Source organism: Streptomyces sp. NPDC006309, from assembly GCF_040613095.1.
In the GTDB taxonomy this organism is placed as follows: domain Bacteria; phylum Actinomycetota; class Actinomycetes; order Streptomycetales; family Streptomycetaceae; genus Streptomyces.
The window spans coordinates 65,725-81,626 of record NZ_JBEXRO010000014.1 but is presented as its reverse complement, the minus strand read 5'-3'; the positions used below and the strand labels follow the sequence as shown (position 1 = coordinate 81,626).

General features: G+C 72.8%; 9 protein-coding genes. 8 read left to right on the top strand and 1 reads right to left on the bottom strand.

Annotated features, from left to right (window positions below; all coding sequences use genetic code 11):
* Nucleotides 1-100 precede the first annotated feature (100 nt).
* A complete protein-coding gene (locus ABZ117_RS19630) occupies nt 101-1,546 on the top strand; it encodes an aldehyde dehydrogenase family protein (protein ID WP_356822386.1) in 1,446 nt (481 codons plus the stop codon).
* Between the two features lie 88 nt (nt 1,547-1,634).
* On the opposite strand, the gene ABZ117_RS19625 is transcribed toward ABZ117_RS19630, so the two are convergent.
* Nucleotides 1,635-4,469 (bottom strand): glycoside hydrolase family 3 C-terminal domain-containing protein, encoded by a 2,835-nt coding sequence (locus tag ABZ117_RS19625; protein ID WP_356822385.1) that lies wholly within the window; start codon nt 4,467-4,469, stop codon nt 1,635-1,637.
* Nucleotides 4,470-4,817: 348 nt separating this feature from the next.
* Between ABZ117_RS19625 and ABZ117_RS19620 the strand changes: the two genes are divergently transcribed.
* The 7 genes from ABZ117_RS19620 (at nt 4,818) to ABZ117_RS19590 (ending at nt 15,902) form a co-directional block, all read left to right on the top strand.
* On the top strand, nt 4,818-6,506 hold the full coding sequence (locus tag ABZ117_RS19620) for an extracellular solute-binding protein (RefSeq protein WP_356822383.1): 1,689 nt from the start codon (nt 4,818-4,820) through the stop codon (nt 6,504-6,506).
* A gap of 27 nt (nt 6,507-6,533) precedes the next feature.
* Nucleotides 6,534-7,568 (top strand): ABC transporter permease subunit, encoded by a 1,035-nt coding sequence (locus ABZ117_RS19615; RefSeq protein WP_356822381.1) that lies wholly within the window; start codon nt 6,534-6,536, stop codon nt 7,566-7,568.
* On the top strand, nt 7,565-8,524 hold the full coding sequence (locus ABZ117_RS19610) for a carbohydrate ABC transporter permease (RefSeq protein WP_356822379.1): 960 nt from the start codon (nt 7,565-7,567) through the stop codon (nt 8,522-8,524). The genes ABZ117_RS19615 and ABZ117_RS19610 overlap by 4 nt, the downstream gene beginning before the upstream one ends.
* Nucleotides 8,525-8,816: 292 nt before the next feature.
* Nucleotides 8,817-10,985 (top strand): 1,4-beta-glucanase, encoded by a 2,169-nt coding sequence (locus tag ABZ117_RS19605; protein WP_356822377.1) that lies wholly within the window; start codon nt 8,817-8,819, stop codon nt 10,983-10,985.
* Nucleotides 10,982-12,952: a beta-galactosidase gene (locus ABZ117_RS19600; protein ID WP_356822375.1), complete on the top strand. Its 1,971-nt coding sequence runs from the start codon at nt 10,982-10,984 to the stop codon at nt 12,950-12,952. Before ABZ117_RS19605 ends, ABZ117_RS19600 begins: the two co-directional genes overlap by 4 nt.
* Nucleotides 12,949-15,207, top strand: a complete 2,259-nt coding sequence (locus ABZ117_RS19595; RefSeq protein ID WP_356822373.1) for a glycoside hydrolase N-terminal domain-containing protein — start codon at nt 12,949-12,951, stop codon at nt 15,205-15,207. The genes ABZ117_RS19600 and ABZ117_RS19595 overlap by 4 nt, the downstream gene beginning before the upstream one ends.
* Nucleotides 15,189-15,902: a hypothetical protein gene (locus ABZ117_RS19590; RefSeq protein WP_356822371.1), complete on the top strand. Its 714-nt coding sequence runs from the start codon at nt 15,189-15,191 to the stop codon at nt 15,900-15,902. Before ABZ117_RS19595 ends, ABZ117_RS19590 begins: the two co-directional genes overlap by 19 nt.

Here is a 15,902-nt window from a genome sequence, read left to right as displayed (position 1 = left end):
GAGTGGTACGGCACGGACAAGCGACCCTCCGGCGGCGCCGTCCTACCGTGGAGCACGCAAGCCAAGTACACCCCCAACGCGGAAGGGCCGGGACTCGTACATGACTTCCACCCATGCCTTCTGGCTCGCCGGCCGCCAGGTCACCGGCGAGGACACCTTCGACGTCACCTCCCCGTGGGACGGCCGGCTCGTGGGGAAGGTCGGCGTGCCGACCGACGCCCAGGTCGAGGAGGCCGTGGCCGCCGCGTACGCCGTGCGGGACGAGTTCGCCGCCACCCCGGCGCACGTGCGCGCCGCCGCGCTCGACCACGTCAGCAGGCGGCTGGCCGAGCGCACCGAGGAGATCGCCCAGCTGATCTCCGCCGAGAACGGCAAGCCGATCAAGTGGGCCAGGGGTGAGGTCGGCCGCGCGGTCTCCGTGTTCCGGTTCGCCGCCGAGGAGGCCCGCCGGTTCAACGGCGGCGAGGCCCAGCGGCTCGACACCGACGCCGGCGGCCAGGGCCGGCTGGCGCTCACCCGCCGCTTCCCGAAGGGTGTCGTGCTCGGCATCGCGCCGTTCAACTTCCCGCTGAACCTGTGCGCCCACAAGGTCGCCCCGGCGATCGCCGCCGGCGCGCCGATCATCCTGAAGCCGGCCCCGGCCACGCCGCTGTCCGGGCTGATCCTGGGTGACCTGCTGGCCGAGACCGACCTGCCCGCCGGTTCCTGGTCGATCCTCCCGGTCGCCAACGACCGCATGCCCGCCCTCGTCCAGGACGAGCGCCTGCCGGTGATCTCCTTCACCGGTTCCGAGAAGGTCGGCTACGCGATCATGGACTCGGTGCCGCGCAAGCACTGCACGCTGGAGCTGGGCGGCAACGGCGCGGCGGTCGTCCTCGGCGACTACGCCTGCGATGCCGACCTGGACTGGGCCGCGACGCGCATCGCGACCTTCTCCAACTACCAGGGCGGCCAGTCCTGCATCTCGGTGCAGCGGGTGATCGCCGACGCCTCCGTGTACGACCGGCTGCTGCCGCGCATCGTCGCCGCGGTCGAGGCCCAGGTCACCGGTGACCCCACCGACGACACGACGGACGTCGGCCCGCTGGTCAGCGAGGACGCCGCCAAGCGCGTGGAGGCGTGGGTGGACGAGGCCGTCTCGGCGGGGGCGCAGCTCCTCACCGGCGGCAAGCGCGACGGCGCCTCCTACGCGCCGACCGTCCTCACCGACGTACCGGCCGACACCACGATCGCCTGCGAGGAGGTCTTCGGACCCGTCCTCACCGTGCGGAAGGTGGACGGCGAGGCCGAGGCGTTCGCCGCGGTCAACGACTCCAAGTACGGCCTCCAGGCGGGCGTGTTCACCCACGACCTCCAGGTCGCCTTCCGTGCCCACCGCGCCCTCGAGGTCGGCGGTGTGGTGATCGGCGACGTCCCGTCCTACCGTGCCGACCAGATGCCGTACGGCGGCGCCAAGCAGTCCGGTGTGGGCCGCGAGGGCGTCCGGTTCGCGATGGAGGACTACACCTACGAGCGCGTGCTGGTTCTCACCGGTCTCGCGCTCTGACCTGCCACGGACAGGTCGGAACAGGACGGCCGCAGCCCACTGTGCGGGGGCTGCGGCCGTTCGCATGTCCGCCGTTTCCCCGCCCCCCTCAGCCGGGGAAACGGACGTGCGCGAGCCGCAGGGGGCCGCGCAGCGCGAGGCGGACGTCGTGGACGCCCGCGGCGACGAGCCCGGCGGTGCGGGTGGTGTAGGCGTACGGGCCGGCCGTGGGGGTGTCCAGGGTGAGGACGGCGAGCACCGGGCCGCCGTCCAGGGACAGTTCCAGGGTGCCCTCGCCCGCCAGCTCTGCGGTCACCTCGGTCACCCCCGCACCGAAGTCGCAGGCGCGGTAGAGGAGTTCGGCGCTCCGTTCGTGGGCCGGGGTCACCGCGTCGCCCGCCGTCCTCGTCCGGTCCACGATCGCGGCTCCGGACTGCTCGTCGAAGTCGGCGGCCGGAAGGCCCCGGTCCAGCACCGGCCGCACAGTGGCGGGCCGGCCCCCGGGGCTGACGGTCGTGCGCAGCCGTACGTCCTCGCTGGACGCCCCCACCAGCAGCTCGTACGGGCCGTCCTCCAGCCGCCGGACGCCGTGGGCCACGTCCCAGAACTCCAGCGCGGACAGGGGGACTTCGAACGCGACCTCGGCCGTCTCGCCGGGGGCGAGCGTGAGCCGGCGGTGGGCCAGCAGTTCGCGGCGCGGGCGGGGCACCGACGGGTCCACGGCCCGGCCGTAGAGCTGGACCACCTCGTCCGCCGGCCGGTCGCCGGTGTTGCCGACCGTGCAGCTCACGAGGACCGAGCCGGCCCGCACGCGGGCCGTCAGGCCGTCGTACGCGAAGGAGGCGTACGACAGGCCGTGGCCGAAGGGGAAGAGCGGGCTGCCGTCGAAGTAGAGGTAGGTCTGCCGGCCGCCGATCACGTCGTAGTCGAGGAGGCCGGGCAGGTCGGCGTCGTCGGCGTACCAGGTCTGGGGGAGGCGGCCGGCCGGGGAGACGTCGCCGGCCAGCACCCGGGCCAGCGCCGTGCCCGCCGCCTGGCCGCCGTGCGCCGTCCACAGAACGGCCGGCAGTGAGGCGGCGTCCACCGCGTACGGGTACGCCGACACGAGCGCCAGCACGGTGCGCGGGTTGGCCGCCCGGGCCGCGCGCAGCAGCCGCTGCTGGTGCTCCGGCAGCAGCAGCGTCGTACGGTCCTCGGTCTCGCGGCCGTTGATGTGCGGATCGTTGCCCGCCACCACCACGACGACGTCGGCCGCGCCCGCCACCCGCGCCACCGCGTCCTCGCCCCGTTCGACCGTGACCACCTGGAAGACGTCACCCGTGTCGGCAACCCGCACGCCGTCGGCGGCGACACGGAGATGACGACCCGTGCCGAGGTGCCTGAGGAGGTGACCGCCGTCGTGCGGTTCCAGGCGGAACGTCTCCTGGACGACCCAGCCGCCGGGCTGGTCGGCGGAGGCCCGGACGCAGCCGTCCTCGGCGACCGAGAGGTAGCGGCCGTCGGGGGCGCGCAGGGTCAGCACCCCCTCGCCCCAGTCGGCCAGCGCGAACTCGGTGCCGGTGGCGTCGGTGGTGAGCGGCGGCAGGTCGGTGCGCCCGGACAGCAGCGCCGGGTCCAGGGCGCCCTCGGCGCCGCGCGCCTCGTCGGGGGCGTCCGCCACGGGCACGGCGAGGAACGCGCCGGCCGCCGTCCGCAGCCGGACCCGGTCCACGCCCTCCGCGAACCGCACCCGCTGCGCGCCGAACCGCTCGTACAGGCCGTCCAGCGGGGTGGAGCGGTGCAGGAGGTAGCCGCTGTACCAGTCCAGTTTGCACTCGTCGGCGAGCAGGCCGACGACCGCGAGCCGGGTGTCCGGGGCGAGCGGCAGCAGGTCGGCGTCGTTCTTCAGCAGCACGACCGCCTGCTCGGCGGCCTCCCGCGCGAGCGCCCGGTGCGCCGGGGTGTCGAACGCGCCGGTGCCCGCGTGCGGGTCGAGGAGCGGGTCGAACTCGCCGAGCCGGAACCGGACGGAGAGCTGGCGGCGCACGGCGGTGTCGATGTCCGCCTCCGTCAGCAGGCCCTGCGCCAGGGCCCCTTCGACCCGCGCGGTGATCAGCGTGCCGTCCGTGCCGTGGTCGGTGAAGCTGTCCACGCCGGCCAGCAGGGCCGCCGCGGTGGCCTCCTCGTGGGTGTCGAAGTAGTGCTCGGTGTCGACCAGGTTGGAGGGCGCGCCCGCGTCCGAGCAGACCAGCAGCTCCTCGTCGGTCCAGGTGCGCAGGTGCTCGCGCAGGTACGGGGAGACGTGGTTGGGGCGGCCGTTGACCAGGTTGTAGGCCGGCATCACCCCGGCCACCGCGCCCGCCCCGACCGTGTCACGGAAGGCGCGCAGGTCGTACTCGTGCAGCACGCGCGGACGCACGGAGGACGACGAGGTGTCCCGGTCCCGCTCGTTGTTGTGTGCCAGCCAGTGCTTCAGCACCGGCGCGGTGCGCCAGTACAAGGGGTGGTCGCCGCGCAGGCCGCGGGTGTACGCCGTGGCGATGACCGAGGTCAGCTTCGGGTCCTCCGCGTAGCCCTCCTCGTTACGGCCCCACAGCGGGTGGCGCAGCAGGTTGACCGTCGGGGCCCAGACGTTCAGGCCGACCCGCTCGTCGCGGGCGCGCATCGCCCGGATCTCCCGGGACACCGCCTCGCCGACCCGCCGTACGAGGTCCGGGTTCCAGGTCGCGCCGAGCCCGACGGCCTGCGGGAACACCGTCGCCGGGCCCATCCAGGCCACGCCGTGCAGTGCCTCCTGGCCGGTCCGCCAGGCGGCGATGCCCAGGCGCTCCACGGCGGGCGCGAACTGGTGCAGGAAGGAGATCTTCTCCGCACGGGTGAGCCGGGCCAGCAGATCCTCGACGCGCTTCTGGAACGGCAGCCGCGGATCGCGGAAGGGCGGGGTGGACGGCGGGTCAACGGTCACGAGTGGTTCCCCTTGCGAATGGAGCGGCACGGCAGCGGCCCGGCGCTTTCGAAGCGCTTCGATGCTCAGTCGCACAAGGCCGGGTGTCAAGGTGCATGGGCGAAACACCGCCGACTTCTCCATGGCACCACCGGCGTAATCGACTCCCCGCAAGGGCGCCGGAGATCGCAGGAATCTTGGCGACGACCCTTGTGCGCCCCCAGGCGTTCACTTAACCTCGCAGCAACATCGAAGCGCTTCGACTGTCGTGCCCCACCGAAGAACGCTTCCGCTCAGCCAGATCCACTCGAGACACCGCAGCCGACGGCCACCGCCGGGTGTCCTGGTGCGCCACGAAGGGTTGACGCAATGACGCCGAACGCCGCCTCCTCCGCTCCCAGCAGGAGAGGCATCCTCGCCTCCACCGCGGTCGCCGCCGCCGCGGTGGCCGGGGGGATGCCGCTGCTCACCGCCTGCGGAAGCGCGGACAGCGGTGCCCGAGGGGGCACCTCGGCCGGCAAGAACGCCAGGAAACTGCTCCCGGCGTACGTGGCCGGGAACGTGGTGGCGCCGGACATCCCGGCCAAGAACGGCTCGGCCGCCGGGTTCACCCGCAGGCTCGACCTCGCGGACCTGAAGACATCCGTGCCCAGGAAGCTCGGCAAGGGCAACAAGGTCACCGTCATGTCGCCGTTCTGGGGCTCACCGCCCAAGCAGGACAACGCCTACTACCGGGCGATGAACGACCTCGTCGGCGTCGACGTCCGGTGGCAGAACCAGGACGGCAACACCTACGAGCAGAAGCTCGGCGCGGTCCTCGCCTCCAGCGAGGTGCCCGACGTGGTGGTCGTCCCCGGCTGGAACATGAACGGCAAGATCCCCAGCGCCGTCATCTCCAAGTTCGCCGACCTCGGCCCCTACCTCTCCGGCGACGCCGTCAAGGACTACCCGAACCTGGCCGCGATCCCGACGGACGCCTGGCAGCGCTCCGTCTTCGGCGGCAGACTGCGCGGCCTGCCCCAGCCCGCCCCCTACGTCACCGGCATCGTGCCCCTGTACCGCAAGGACGTCTTCGACAAGGAGGGTTACCGGGTACCGCGCTCGGCGGACGAGTTCATGGCCCTCGCCAAGGACATCACCAACGCCAAGGCCAAGCGGTGGGCCTGCCTCGACATGAAGTGGACCGCCTTCCAGATGTTCGGCGTGCTCTCCGGCAGCGAGAAGCCGCTCGGCTGGAACCTGGCCGACGGCAAGCTCGTCAACCGCATCGAGACCGACGAGTACCTCGAGGCGCTGGAGTGGACCCGCAAGCTCTTCGCCGCCGGCGTCGTGCACCCCGACGCCAGGCTCGGCAAGAGCCAGGCCACCGACCCCGGCCCCAAGTTCGCGGCCGGCGAGTTCCTCATCTACGCCAACAACATCTCGCAGTGGTGGAGCCGCACCGCCGAACAGGCCACCCACAACCCCGGGTTCAAGGTCTGGGGCATGGACGTCTTCGGCCACGACGGCGGTGCCCCCCGGCTCTATGCCGAACAGCCCGCCGGGATCTTCGCCTTCGTCAACAGGAAGGCCTCCGAAGCGGTGATCCGGGACGTGCTCGCCGTCGCCGACGCCACCGCCGCGCCGTACGGCACCAAGGAGTACATGCTCACCAACTACGGCGTCGAGGGCACCCACTACACCGTCAAGAAGGGCGTCCCCACCAAGACCGACCAGGGCAACATCGACGTGCTCAACGCCTACGTCATGATCGCCGGCCCCGCCCCGACCATCGCCCACCCCGACTTCCCCGAGGTCGCCAGGGGCCAGGTCGAGTGGCAGCAGCGGATGGGCGCCTTCACCACCAAGTCCTCCTTCTACGGCATGCAGATCACCGAGCCCAGCCGCTACACCGGCCTCGGCAACGACTTCGAGCAGCTGGAGGACGACATCGTGCGCGGCCGCAAGAAGATCGGCGACATGCAGCAGGCCGTCTCCGACTGGCGCAGCAGGGGCGGCGACAAGCTGCGCGACTGGTACAAGAAGGTCCTCGACGAGAACGGCCCGGCGGCCGGCTGACCCGAGGCACGAGGCAAGGAGAAGTCCGTGTCCCACAGCACGGTGCCTCGGAGCAGGGCCGAGGCCGACATGACGGCGACCACCCCGGCGGCGCCCGGCGACACCACCGGTTCCCGTGACGGACGACGCGCGGCGAGGCCCAGCCTGCGCCTGAGGTTCGGACGCGACCGCGTCCTGCTCCTGATGACGCTCCCGGCCGTCGTCCTGCTCCTGCTCTTCAACTACCTGCCGATCCTCGGCAACATCGTCGCCTTCGAGGACTACGACCCCTACGTCAGCGACAACGGCGTCATCTCCATCCTGCACAGTCCCTGGGTCGGCCTGGCCAACTTCCAGCAGATCTTCCAGGACTCCGCGTTCTGGAACGCGATGTCGAACACGCTGGTGCTGTTCGTCCTCCAGCTGGTCCTCTACTTCCCGATCCCGATCCTCCTCGCGCTGCTCATCAACAGCGTCGTCAGGCCCCGGGTCCGGGCCGTCGCGCAGGCCGTCCTGTACCTGCCGCACTTCTTCTCCTGGGTGCTCGTCATCGCCGTGTTCCAGCAACTCATGGGCGGCGCAGGACTGTTCTCCCAGCTGATGCGGCAGCACGGCTTCGACGGCCTCGACGTCATGACCGACCCCGACACCTTCAAGTTCCTCGTCACCGCGCAGAGCGTGTGGAAGGACGCCGGCTGGGGGATCATCGTCTTCCTCGCCGCGCTGGCCTCCGTCAGCCCCGACCTGTACGAGGCCGCCGCGATGGACGGCGCCGGCCGCTGGCGCCGCATGTGGCACGTCACGCTGCCCGCGCTGCGCCCGGTGATCGCGCTGCTGCTGGTGCTGCGCGTCGGTGACGCGCTGACCGTCGGCTTCGAACAGATCCTGCTCCAGCGCGACGCCGTCGGACCGGGAGCCTCGGAGGTCCTGGACACCTTCGTGTGGTGGAACGGCGTCCGCAACCAGGACTTCGGTTACGCGGCCGCCGCCGGTCTCGTCAAGGGCGTGGTCAGCATCGGCCTGGTCCTCGCCGCCAACAAGGTGGCCCATCTCATGGGCGAGCAGGGGGTGTACCAGAAGTGACAACCGTCCTCGGCCGACCGGCGGACCCGGCGGCGGACCCGGTGGTGGGCAGGCCGCGCCGGTGGGCCGCCCCGCCCCGCCCGGTGTGGGAGGAGAAGCCGGGCCGGGCGGGCCTCGCGGCCAAGAGCCTCGTGCTCACCTTCGCCTGCCTGGGCGTCCTCTTCCCGCTGTGGATCGTCCTCGTCACCAGCCTGTCCTCACGGCGGACCATCGACGAGGCCGGCGGCCTGGTCATGATCCCCAAGGGCATCACCTTCGTGGCCTACCGGGAACTGCTCAGCGGCGGCCAGGTCACCCGGGCCGCGCTCGTCAGCATCCTCGTCACGCTGGTCGGCACGGCGTTCTCGATGACCGTGTCCGTCCTGTGCGCCTACGGCCTCTCGCGCAGCGGGTCGCTGGGGCACCGGTGGATCCTGATGGTGCTGATGGCCACCATGTTCTTCAGCGCCGGGCTCATCCCGACGTACCTGCTGGTGCAGTCCCTCGGGCTGACCGACACCTACCTCGCGCTGATCCTGCCCAGCGCGATCAGCGTCTTCAACATCCTCGTCCTGCGCGGTTTCTTCATGGGCATCTCGCCCGAACTGACCGACAGCGCGCGCATCGACGGGGCGGGGGACATCCGCATCCTGTTCCAGATCGTGATGCCGCTCTCCCGGGCGGTCCTCGCGGTGATCACGCTGTTCTACGCGGTCGGGTACTGGAGCGCCTGGTTCAACGCCTCGCTGTACCTCAACGACCAGGACATGATGCCGCTCCAGAACGTCATGATCCAGCTGGTGCAGAAGCAGGAGGCGCCCGTGGGGCTGGGGCAGGCCATCAAGACGGGCGAACTGTCCGGGCTGGCCGTACAGATGGCGGTCATGGTGATGGCCCTGCTGCCGGTGGCCGTGCTGTCGCCGTTCGTCCAGAAGCACTTCAGGAAGGGGATGCTGACGGGGGCGGTGAAGGGCTGACCGGCGCCCCCCGGGGGGCGGGTGGTGCGGCTCGCCGGTGACCGGGGGCCGCCGCGGGGGGCACCGTAGGGCCGCGGGCCGCGCCGTGGGGCCCGGCCGCGGGCGGTGCCGGCCGCGCGTCGGCCCCCTCGCCACCCCGTGCTCCCCGACCCCGAAGTACTGCGCCCCCGTACCGCCGCGGCCCGCGCCCCCGGGCACCGCGGCTCCGTCATCCGAGAAGCCGCCCCCGCCGAGCACAACCAGCGGTCCCGCCCCGGACCACCCACCCCGCCCCCGTCCAGTGAGGTACCCCATGCCCAACCCGAGCCGCAGAACCGTACTCGCCGGAACCGCCGCGGCCGCCGCGCTCGCCGGTCTGCCCACGCAGGGACACGCGGCCGAGGCCCGGCACCCGGCGTACCGCTGGCGCACGGCGGTGATCGGCGGCACCGGATTCGTCACCGGCATCCTCTTCCACCCCACCGTCCCCGGCCTCGCCTACGCCCGCACGGACATCGGCGGCGCCTACCGCTGGGACCGGGAGACCGCCCGCTGGACCCCGCTCACCGACCACCTCGGCTGGGACGACTGGAACCTCCTCGGGGTGGAGGCCCTGGCCGTCGATCCCGCCCACCCGGACCGGCTGTATCTCGCCCTCGGCACGTACGCCCAGCCCTGGGCCGGCGACGGCGCGTTCCTGCGCTCCGAGGACCGCGGCGCCACCTGGCACCGCACCGGTCTGCCCGCGCGGCTCGGCGCCAACGAGGACGGCCGGGGCACCGGCGAACGGCTCCTCGTCGACCCCCGTGACAGCGACACCCTCTGGCTCGGCACCCGCCACGACGGGCTGCTCAGGTCGACGGACCGGGGCGCCACCTGGTCGGCGGCGCCGGGATTCCCGGCCACGCCGACCGGCACCGGCCAGGGCGTCACCCTCCTCGTCGCCGCCGGCCGCACCGTGTACGCCGGCTGGGGCGACGCCGACGGCACCTCCGCGCGGCCCAACCTGTACCGCACCGCGGACGGCACCACCTGGGAGCCCGTCCCCGGGCAGCCGGCCGGTGCCTCCGCCCGGGTCCCGGTCCGTGCCGCCCACGACCACCACACCCGCGAGCTGTACGTCACGTACGCCGACGCGCCGGGCCCCAACGGCCAGACCACCGGCAGCGTGCACAAGCTGGACACCGCCACCGGCACCTGGACCGACGTCACCCCGGCCGTCCCGGGCGGCACCGACACCTTCGGGTACGGCGGGGTCGCCGTCGCCGCCCGCCGTCCCGGCACCGTGGTCGTCTCCACCAACAACCGGTGGTCCGCCGTCGACACCCTGTACCGGACCACGGACGGCGGCCGCAGCTGGGTGTCCCTCGAGGACACCGCCGTCCTCGACGTCTCCGAGACCCCCTACCTCCGCTGGGGCCGGGACGAGCCGAAGTTCGGCTGGTGGATCCAGGCCGTCGCCGTCGACCCGTACGACCCGGAGCACGTCCTGTACGGCACCGGCGCCACGGTCTACGGCACCCGCGACCTCGTCCACTGGGCGCCCCGCGTCCGCGGCCTGGAGGAGACCTCCGTACGGCAGCTGATCTCACCGCCCACCGGAGCGGCCCATCTGATCAGCGGGAACGGCGACATCGGTGTGCTGTACCACGAGCGGCTCACCGCATCCCCGGCGCGCGGCATGGCCACGAACCCCGTGTTCGGCACGGCGACCGGACTCGCGCTGGCCGCGGCGAGACCGTCGTACGTCGTGCGGACCGGGTGGGGCGACCACGGCAACGGCGCCTTCTCCGAGGACGGCGGACGCACCTGGGCCCCCTTCCCGGCCCAGCCCGCCCACGCCGGTGACGGCCCCGGCCCGATCGCCGTCAGCGCCGACGGCGGTGTGCTGCTGTGGGCCCTCGCGAACGGGCCCGCCCACCGGTCGGCCGACGGCGGTGCCGGCTGGGCTGAGGTGCCCTCGTTCCCGCAGGGAGCCACCCCGGTGGCCGACCCGGCCGACCCGGCCGTCTTCTACGCCTACGACACCGCCACCGGCACGCTGTACGCCGGCACCGGCCACGGCCGTACGTTCACCGCCCGCGCCACCGGACTGCCCGCCGGCGACAGCCAGTTCCAGCTCGCCGTGGCACCCGGGCGCAGCGGAGACCTGTGGCTGAGCGCCAAGGAGCACGGGCTGTACCGGTCCACCGACGGCGGGGTGAGCTTCACCGCGGTCGGCGGTGTCCGGGCCGCCTACACCCTCGGCTTCGGCAAGGCCGCGCCCGGCGCCCGCTACCCGGCGCTCTACCTGGTCGGCGCCACGGGCTCCGGCCCCGCCGTCCTGCGCTCCGACGACGGGGCCAGGACCTGGACCCGGATCAACGACGACGCCCACCAGTGGGGCTGGACCGGGCAGGCGATCACCGGTGACCCGCGCATCCACGGCCGGGTCTACCTCGCCACCAACGGGCGCGGGATCCAGTACGGGGAGAGCGCATGAGACCGGCCCTCAGCGACGCCACCCGGGGCCGCATCCTCTTCGGCGGCGACTACAACCCCGAGCAGTGGCCGGAGGAGACCTGGCAGGACGACGTCCGACTGATGACGCGGGCCCGGGTCAACTCCGTCACCCTCGGCGTCTTCTCCTGGTCCCGGCTCGAACCGGAGCCGGGAGCACGCGATTTCGGCTGGCTGGACCGGCTCATGGACCTCCTGCACGCCAACGGCATCGGGGTCGTCCTCGCCACGCCCACGTCCTCCCCGCCGCCCTGGATGGGCCGGCTGCACCCCGACACCCTGCCCCGGGACGCCGACGGCCACACCGAGTGGTGGGGCGGCCGGCAGCACTTCTCGCACTCCAGCGCCACCTACCGCCGGTACGCCGCCGCCATCACCGAGGACCTCGCCGCCCGCTACGGCACCCACCCGGCCCTCACCATGTGGCACATCAACAACGAGTACTGCACCGCCGACCACGGCGACGAGGCCGCCGCCGCCTTCCGCCGCTGGCTCCGGCAGCGGTACACGACCCTGGACGCGCTCAACACCGCTTGGGGGACCGCCTTCTGGAGCCAGGGTTACGACACCTGGGACGGCATCCTGCCCCCGCGCCGCGCCCACTACCTGAAGAACCCCGCCCAGGTGCTGGACTTCCGCCGGTTCACCTCCGACATGCTCCTGGAGTGCTACACCGCCGAACGGGACATCGTCCGCCGGTACACCCCGCACCTCCCCGTCACCACCAACTTCATGCCGCTGTGGATCGGGCAGGACGCCTGGCGCTGGGCCGGGGAGGAGGACGTCGTCTCCGTCGACCTCTACCCAGACCCGCGTGATCCGCTGGGCGCGCAGCACGGCGCTCTCGTGCAGGACCTCACCCGTTCGCAGGCGCGCGGGCCGTGGATGCTCATGGAACAGGCGGCCGGCCCGGTCAACTGGCGGGGCGTGAACCATCCCAAACCGCGCGGCCTCAACCGCTTGTGGTCGTTCCAGGCCGTCGCCCGCGGCGCCGACGCCGTCTGCTACTTCCAGTGGCGCCAGTCCCGGCAGGGCGCCGAGAAGTTCCACTCCGGCATGGTCGGCCACGCGGGGGAGCAGGGGCGCACGTACCAGGAGATCCGGCAGCTCGGGGCCGAGCTGGAGCGGATCTCGGGTGACGTGAGCGGCGGCCGGATCGACGCGGACATCGCCGTCCTGCACGACTGGCACTCGTGGTGGGCCGGCGCGCACGAGGGGCGGCCGTCGACGCTCGTGGACCTCCCGGAGGTCCTCACCGCCTGGCACGGGGCCCTGTGGGAGGCCCACCTGACCACCGACTTCGCCCACCCGGAGCACGACCTGTCCGGCTACCGGCTCGTCGTCGTCCCGCAGTTGTACCTCCTCACCGACACGGCCGTCACCAACCTCCTCGCGTACGTCCGCGGTGGCGGCACCCTCGTCTGCGGTTTCCTCACCGGTGTCGCCGACGAGGACGACCGGGTCCGCACCGGCGGCATGGACGCCCGGCTGCGCGAGCTGTTCGGCATCCGCACCCTGCACGAGTGGTGGCCGCTGGAGGCGGGGGAGACCGTGGAGTGCGAAGGTTTCCGCGGCACGCTGTGGTCGGAGGAGATCGAACCGGAGCCGGGCGCCGCCGAGACCGTGCCGTACCGGGGCGGAGAACTCGACGGGCTGCCCGCCGTGCTGCGCCGGGGCCGCGCCTGGTACGTCTCCACCCTCCCCGAGCCGGACGCGCTGTGCTCCCTGCTGGCCGGCATCGCCGCCGGGGCGGGGGTGCGGCCGGTGCTCGACGGGCTTCCGGCGGGGGTGGAGGCGGTGCGCCGCGGGGAGCTGCTGTTCCTGCTCAACCACGGGCGGGAGCAGGTCACCGTCCAGGTGCCCGGAACGCGTCGCGAGCTGATCGGCGGTACGGACGTCACGGACGCGGTCACCCTCGGCCGCCACGGCGTGGCGGTGCTGCGGCCATGAGCCACATCCCGGTCCACGGCACCTGGGAGCCGGCCCCGGCCGCCCGCTGGGAGGACGCCTTCCTGAGCGGCAACGGCCACCACGGCGTCCTCGTGTCCGGTGACCCGAACGACGAGCGGGTCGTCGTCACCCATCACACCCTGGTGCGGCCCAACGGCGCCGAGCACGCCCGACCGCCGCGGCTCGCCGCCCGACTCCACTCCGTACAGGACAGGTTGCTCGCCGGTGACCTCACCGCGGCCGACGGCTTCACCGACGGCCGGCCGTTGCAGTGGGTGCAGCCCTTCCATCCGGCCTTCCGGATACGGCTGAGCAGACCGGCGGGCAGCGGACCCGACGGCCACCACCGCGCCGTCGACTTCACCACCGGCGAGGCCACCGCGGTCCGCGCCGGCACCGGCAGCCGCGTCTTCGTCTCCCGCGCCGACGACGTCATCGTGCACGAGGTCACCGCCGGCGATCTCGAGGTCTGCCTCGACCACCGGCTGCCGGGCGCCCCCACGGGACTGCGGGTCGGCCAGGGCACCCTGCTCACCCCCGAGGGCGCCCTGCTCAGCCTGCGCGCCCGCTACCCGGACAGCGACCGCGCCTACACCGGCGTGACCCTCGTCGCCGCCCTCGGCGGCCGTACCGAACTCGTCCCGCCGGGCGTCCGCGTCACCGGCGCCCGCTCGGTGCTGCTGCTCACCCGGGTGCGCCGGCACACCGGCGAGGCGGACGTCGTCGCCGAGGCCCGCGGGCTCCAGGACCTGCTGGACGGCACCGAGCGGCCGTACGACAGTCTGCTCGCCCGCCACCTGGTCCGGCACCGCACGGCCTACCTGCGGGTCACCCTCGATCTCGGCGCCGACCCGGCCGAGCGTGCCCTGCCCGGCTCCGAGCTGCTGCGGCGCCCGCACAGCCCGGCCCTGCTGGAGAGGCTCTTCGCGGCCGGCCGCTACCACCTGCTCTCCGCCAGCGGCCTGCTCCCGCCCCGGCTCACCGGACTGTGGACGGGGGACTGGGACACCGCCTGGTCGGGGGCGTTCACCACGAACGCCAACCTCAACCTCCAGACCGCCGCCGCACCCGCCGCCGCCCTGCCCGAGGTCACCGAATCCCTGGCCGCGCTGGTCGAGCGGCAGCTGCCGGACTGGCGGGCCAACGCGCGTGCCGTCTTCGGCGCCCGGGGCGCGGTCGCGCCCTCGCACACCGACGGCGAGTCCGGGCTGACGTACCACTTCAGCCGCGACTACCCGCTGCACCTGTGGACCGCCGGCGCGGACTGGCTGCTCAAACCGCTGGTCGACCACGACGAGATCCACGGCGCCCAAGATCCGCGCACCGCCGCCGCCCTCGCCGAGGCGGCCGTCTTCTACGAGGACTTCCTCACCCGCACCGACGCCGACGGCCATCTCGTCGTCGTGCCCTCCTACTCGCCCGAGAACCGCCCCGCGAACGGCGGTTGCGGCACGGTCAACGCGGCCATGGACCTCTCCGCCGCCCGGCACACCCTGCGCACCGCCGCCCGCTACCACCCCCGACGCGCCGCCGCTTGGCGGGCGCTGGCGGACCGGCTGCCCCCGCACCGGATCAACGCCGACGGCGCCCTCGCCGAATGGGCCTGGCCGGGGCTCGACGACACGTACGACCACCGCCACCTCAGCCACCTGTACGGCGTCTGGCCGCTGGAGGAGATCACCCCGTACGACACCCCGCGCCTGGCCGCCGCCGCCCACCGTGCGCTCGCCCTGCGCGGCACCGGGAACGACTCCGCCCACGGGCACCTGCACCGCGCCCTGATCGCCGCCCGGCTCGGGGACACCGTCCGGGCCGCCGGGGCCCTGCGCCGGGTTCTGGACGGCGACTTCTTCCACGCCTCCCTGATGAGCGCCCACTACCCGCACCGCGACGTCTACAACGCGGACGCCGCGCACACCCTGCCCGGCGTGCTGATCGAGATGCTCGTCCAGTCCACCCCCCACCGGCTGGTCCTGCTGCCCGCCGTACCGGACACCTGCCCCGGCGGCGAACTGCGCGGCATACGCACCCGGTTCGGCGCGGAACTCGACCTCGGCTGGAGCCCCGACGGTGCCCGAGCCGTCCTGCGGCCCCACCGCACCCACCGCATCGAACTGCGGACTTCCTCCGGCGCCGAGCCGCTCGACCTGGTCGCCGGAGAAGAACGCGTCCTCACCCTGAGGACGCGGCGATCAGCACCACCTCCCCCACCTCCCCCACCCATGGAAGGGACACCATGGCAACAAGCACACTGACCAGGGTCGCCAAGGCCCTGATCGCCCCCGCGCTCGCCCTCGGCGCCACCGTCGGCCTCGCCTCGGCACCCGCCTCCGCCGCCGTCTGGAACTCCTGCGACCAGTGGGGCAGCACCACCCTGAACGGCTACACCCTCTACAACGACATCTGGGGCTCCGGCGCCGGCAGCCAGTGCATCTGGGCCAACTCCGGCACCAACTGGGGCGTCCGGGCGAACCACCCGAACACCGGCGGCATCAAGTCCTACCCCAACGCCAAGAAGGTCATCAACAAGCCGATCGGCTCCCTGACCTCCCTCACCAGCAGCTACAACGTCACCGTCCCGTCGTCCGGCGCGTACAACACGTCGTACGACATCTGGGACACGGCCTACCACTACGAGATCATGCTCTGGGTCAACAAGACCGGCGCGGTCGGCCCGCTCGGCACCTCGCAGGGCACGGTCACCCTCGGCGGCTCCACCTGGACCGTCTACAAGGGCGACAACGGCGCCAACGCGGTGTTCTCCTTCGTCCGCAGCTCCAACTCCGGATCCGGCACGGTCAACATCCTGCCGATCCTGAAGTGGATCAAGGACACCAAGGGCTGGTTCGGCGACGTGACCATCGGCGACGTCCAGTTCGGCTACGAGATCACGTCCTCCTCCGGCGGACTGGACTTCACCACCAACAGCCTCAGCGTCAGCAGCAGCTGA

What these genes read in the sequence shown, in the direction of transcription:
- ABZ117_RS19630 (WP_356822386.1), top strand. Translation starts at nt 101, where the DNA reads ATGACTTCCACCCATGCCTTCTGGCTCGCCGGCCGCCAGGTCACCGGC.
- ABZ117_RS19620 (WP_356822383.1), top strand. Translation starts at nt 4,818, where the DNA reads ATGACGCCGAACGCCGCCTCCTCCGCTCCCAGCAGGAGAGGCATCCTC.
- ABZ117_RS19605 (WP_356822377.1), top strand. Translation starts at nt 8,817, where the DNA reads ATGCCCAACCCGAGCCGCAGAACCGTACTCGCCGGAACCGCCGCGGCC.
- ABZ117_RS19600 (WP_356822375.1), top strand. Translation starts at nt 10,982, where the DNA reads ATGAGACCGGCCCTCAGCGACGCCACCCGGGGCCGCATCCTCTTCGGC.
- ABZ117_RS19595 (WP_356822373.1), top strand. Translation starts at nt 12,949, where the DNA reads ATGAGCCACATCCCGGTCCACGGCACCTGGGAGCCGGCCCCGGCCGCC.
- ABZ117_RS19590 (WP_356822371.1), top strand. Translation starts at nt 15,189, where the DNA reads ATGGCAACAAGCACACTGACCAGGGTCGCCAAGGCCCTGATCGCCCCC.